Source organism: Nevskiales bacterium (genome assembly GCA_035574475.1).
Classification (GTDB): domain Bacteria; phylum Pseudomonadota; class Gammaproteobacteria; order Nevskiales; family DATLYR01; genus DATLYR01.
On record DATLYR010000191.1, the window covers coordinates 1 to 4,008 of the forward strand.

At 67.7% G+C, this 4,008-nt stretch carries 7 protein-coding genes; all 7 read left to right on the forward strand.

What is annotated here, in order from left to right:
* On the forward strand, window positions 1-338 hold a 338-nt coding region (locus tag VNJ47_11490), incomplete at its 5' end, for an aminotransferase class V-fold PLP-dependent enzyme (protein ID HXG29454.1).
* Window positions 339-348: 10 nt separating this feature from the next.
* Window positions 349-738 carry an iron-sulfur cluster assembly scaffold protein gene (locus tag VNJ47_11495; GenBank protein ID HXG29455.1) on the forward strand — a complete coding sequence of 130 codons (390 nt, stop codon included), beginning with the start codon at window positions 349-351 and terminating at the stop codon, window positions 736-738.
* Window positions 739-783: 45 nt separating this feature from the next.
* On the forward strand, window positions 784-1,107 hold the full coding sequence (locus tag VNJ47_11500; protein HXG29456.1) for an iron-sulfur cluster assembly accessory protein: 324 nt from the start codon (window positions 784-786) through the stop codon (window positions 1,105-1,107).
* Window positions 1,108-1,218: 111 nt separating this feature from the next.
* Window positions 1,219-1,644 carry a nucleoside-diphosphate kinase gene (gene ndk / locus VNJ47_11505; GenBank protein ID HXG29457.1) on the forward strand — a complete coding sequence of 142 codons (426 nt, stop codon included), beginning with the start codon at window positions 1,219-1,221 and terminating at the stop codon, window positions 1,642-1,644.
* A 16-nt stretch (window positions 1,645-1,660) separates the two neighbouring features.
* Window positions 1,661-2,791: a 23S rRNA (adenine(2503)-C(2))-methyltransferase RlmN gene (gene rlmN / locus VNJ47_11510; protein HXG29458.1), complete on the forward strand. Its 1,131-nt coding sequence runs from the start codon at window positions 1,661-1,663 to the stop codon at window positions 2,789-2,791.
* The gene (gene pilW / locus VNJ47_11515) at window positions 2,788-3,549 is read left to right on the forward strand and encodes a type IV pilus biogenesis/stability protein PilW (protein ID HXG29459.1); all 762 of its coding nucleotides are present in this window, start codon (window positions 2,788-2,790) and stop codon (window positions 3,547-3,549) included. Before rlmN ends, pilW begins: the two co-directional genes overlap by 4 nt.
* A gap of 46 nt (window positions 3,550-3,595) precedes the next feature.
* Window positions 3,596-4,008, forward strand: a 413-nt coding sequence (locus VNJ47_11520; GenBank protein HXG29460.1) for a helix-turn-helix domain-containing protein, incomplete at its 3' end; no start/stop codon positions are given.

The window sequence follows — 4,008 nt, forward strand, 5'->3', positions numbered from 1 at the left end:
GGCGCAACGGCCACGACCGCCAGTGCCTGGCGGGCATTCTGAATGTCAGCTTCGGCGGCGTGGAGGGCGAAGCGCTGCTGGCCGACCTGGACGGGCTGTCGGTGTCGAGCGGTTCGGCCTGCACCTCGGCCAGCGCCGAGCCGTCCTATGTGCTGCGGGCGCTGGGCCGTTCCGACGAACTGGCCCAGGCCAGCCTGCGCTTCAGCCTCGGCCGCTGGACCACGGCGGCCGAGGTGGATGCCGCCGTCGCGCAGGTCTCGGCCACGGTCGAGCGCCTGCGCGCGCTGTCGCCGCTATGGCCGGCCACCGATTGGCCGGCTGCGGTACGCCGGGCTTGAGTTGCGGCTCATGCAGCCCCATTACAGCCCCGAGGTCTGGCACCGCTTCCGTGCGCCGCGCCATGCCGGCGTCCTGGTGGGCGCCGGCGTATACCGGGGCGAGGCGCGCACGCCCGCGTCCAGGGCGGTGCTGCGCCTGTACCTGGAGGTCGCCGCGGGTCACATCCGCCGCGCGCGCTTCCAGGCGTTCGGCTGCCCGTCCACGATCGCCGCGGGCGACTGGCTGTGCGAGCGCCTGGAGCAGCGCAGCCTGGCGGAGGTCTCGGGCCTGGCGGCCGCCGAGCTGGCCGAGGCCCTGGCACTGGCCCCGGAGCGACGGCATTGCGCCGTGCTGGCCGAGGATGCACTGCGGGCCGGGCTGCAGGCATGGCAATCGCAGGCGAAAATTAAAGTGTCATGAAGCAAACGCCTAGTTTCGGTGAACCCCTTGAATTCGGATAAGACCATGGCCATACAGTTGACGGAAGCGGCGGCCAAGCGCATCCAGGAACAGATCGGCAAACGCGGCCGCGGCCTCGGCCTGCGTGTGGGCGTGAAGCCCTCCGGCTGCAGCGGCTATTCCTACGTGATTGATTACGCGGATGAAATCAAGCCGGACGACCAGGTGTTCGAGGCTCATGGGGCGCGTCTGGTGGTGGACGCCAAGAGCCTGCCGATCCTGGCCGGCAGCACCCTGGATTTCCGGCGCGAGGGCCTGAACCAGATGTTCCGCTTCCTCAACCCGAACGCCAAGGATGCCTGCGGTTGCGGCGAAAGCTTCAGCGTCTAGCCCGCGCGGATTTTCATTGCTGAGCGCGCCCTCCGAAGGTTAAAATCTCCAGGTTTGACGGGCGCGGGTAGCGCCTGATTTTCCTCAATTTTTTCAGCACCTGGAGTTGCAATGGCCGTCGAACGCACCCTTTCCATCATCAAGCCGGATGCCGTCGCCAAGAACGTCATCGGCCAGATCCTGGCCCGTTTCGAACAGGCCGGCCTGAGGATCGTTGCCGCCAAGATGAAACAGCTGTCCCGTGCCGAGGCCGAGGGTTTCTACGCGGTGCACCGGGAGCGGCCGTTCTTCAAGCCGCTGGTGGACTTCATGATTTCGGGGCCGGTCATGATCCAGGTGCTGGAGGGCGACAATGCCATCCTCAAGAACCGTGAGCTGATGGGCGCCACCGACCCGAAGAAGGCCGCACCCGGTACGATCCGCGCCGACTTCGCGCAGTCCATCGACGCCAACGCCGTGCACGGCTCCGACGCGCCGGAAACTGCGGCCTTCGAGATCGGCTATTTCTTCAGCCAGACGGAGCTGTGTCCGCGTTAGCGCCGGCACATCGGACATGACGCGCGCCGGGGTCAACGCCAAGATCAACCTGCTGGGTCTGGACCGGGCCGCACTGCGCGCGCTGTTTCAGCAGGCCGGCGAGAAGCCCTTCCGCGCCGACCAGCTGATGCAATGGATCTACCAGCGCGGCGTCACCGATTTCGACGCGATGAGCAATCTGGCCAAGTCGCTGCGCGGCTGGCTGCACGAGAACGCCGAGGTGCGGCTGCCGGAGCTGGTGGCCGAGCAGACCTCGCAGGACGGCACGCGCAAGTGGGTGCTGCGGCTGGACGGCGGCAACGCGGTGGAAACCGTGTTCATCCCCGAGGCGGGCAGGGGCACGCTGTGCATTTCCTCGCAGGTCGGCTGCGCCATGGACTGCAGCTTCTGCTCCACCGGCAAGCAGGGCCTCAACCGCAACATGAGCGCGGCCGAGATCGTCAGCCAGGTGTGGTTCGCCAAGCGCACGCTCGGCTGGGGCGGGCCGACCGAGCGCGTCATCTCCAACGTCGTGTTCATGGGCATGGGCGAGCCGCTGGCCAATTTCGACGCGGTGCTGCCGGCCATCAACATCCTGCTGGACGACTTCGGCTTCGGCCTGTCCAAGCGGCGCGTGACGGTTTCGACCTCCGGCCTGGTGCCGTTCATGGACCGGCTGCGTGAGAGCGCGGACGTGGCGCTGGCCGTGTCGCTGCACGCGCCGAACGACACGCTGCGCAACGAGCTGGTGCCGATCAACCGCAAGTACCCGATCGCGGAGCTGCTGGCCGCCTGCCGGCGCTACACCGACGGCAAGGACCGCCGCCTGCGCGTGCTGTACGAGTACGTGATGCTCGACGGCGTCAATGACCACGAGGCGCATGCGCGCGAGCTGGCGCGGCTGCTGCGCGACCTGCCGGCCAAGGTCAACCTGATCCCGTTCAACCCCTTCCCGCAGACGCAGTACCGGCGCTCGCGCCCCGAGGCGATCGAGCGCTTCCAGCAGGTCCTGCTCGCGCATGGCATCATGACCACGACGCGGCGCACGCGTGGCGACGACATCGACGCCGCCTGCGGCCAGCTGGTGGGCCGGGTGCAGAGCCGCCAGCGGCGCAGTCTGGGCGAGGTCGCGGTCAAGTTCGGCCGCCCTGGGGGTTTGCAGGCATGACACAGCGCAGATGGCTATGGCTGTTGCCGGTGCTGCTGGTGGTCGGTTGCGTCGCGGGCCAGTCGGCCCGGAAAGAAGGCAATCCGCGCGAGTCGGCGCGGCTCAACGCGCAGATGGGCATCGAGTACCTGCGCAAGGGCGACATCGAGCTGGCGCGCGAGAAGCTGCTCAAGGCCGTGGACCAGGACGAGGACAACGCCGAGGCGCATGGTGCGCTGGGGCTGCTGTACGCCAACACCGGCGAGCTGCGCAAGGCCGAGAAGCACTACGAGAAGTCGCTGAACCTGCGTCCCGACGATCCCAGCGTGCTGAACAACTACGGCGCCATGCTCTGTGCCCAGGGCAAGTACGAAAAGGCCGACCTGCAGTTCCGCCGTGCGAGCCAGAACAGTCGTTATCAGACGCCCGAGGTGGCACTGACCAATGCCGGCGTGTGCGCACGCAAGATGCCGGACGACGCCAGGGCGGAAGGCTATTTCCGCGAGGCGCTGAGGCTCAACCCGAATTTTGCGGATGCGCTGGGACAGATGGCCCTGCTCAGCGCCGACCAGGCGCGCTATCTCAACGCGCGCGGTTTCCTGCAACGCTATGAAAGCCTCAAGGCACCCATGACCCGCGAGATGCTGTTGCTCGGTCTGCGCATCGAGCTGGCGCTCGGCGACCGCGCAGCCGCGCAGCGTTACGCGCAGACCCTGCAGAACGAGTACCCCGAGAGCGCCTACGACAACAGCCTCGACGGCGGTTCTTCCCACCCGTAACCCCGGACCCAGCGACGATCCCATGAGCCAAGATGTCGAATCCCCCATGTCCGCAGCCGATGCCGCGCAGGCTGCTGCCGAAGCGCAGCGCAGCGCGGTCAGCCCCGGCGAGCTGCTGCGCCGCGCGCGCGAGTCGCTCAACCTGACCATCAGCGACCTGGCCGGCCAGACGCGCCTGTCGCGCGCGGTGCTCGAGGCGCTGGAGAACAACGATTTCGCCAACCTGGCCATGCCGGTGTACGTGCGTGGCTACTTCCGCAAGTGTGCGCATGTGCTCAACCTGCCGGAGGAGCGGTTGCTGCAGGCCTATGCCGACTGGACCGGCACGCCGCTCAAGCCGCAGCCGCTGCCGGTGACGGTCAGCGTGCCGCCGCGCGAGTACGCCAGTGCGCGCCGCACGCCATCCTGGCGCTATGTGCTGATCATCGCGGTGGTGATCGGTGCCGTGCTGTGGTGGTT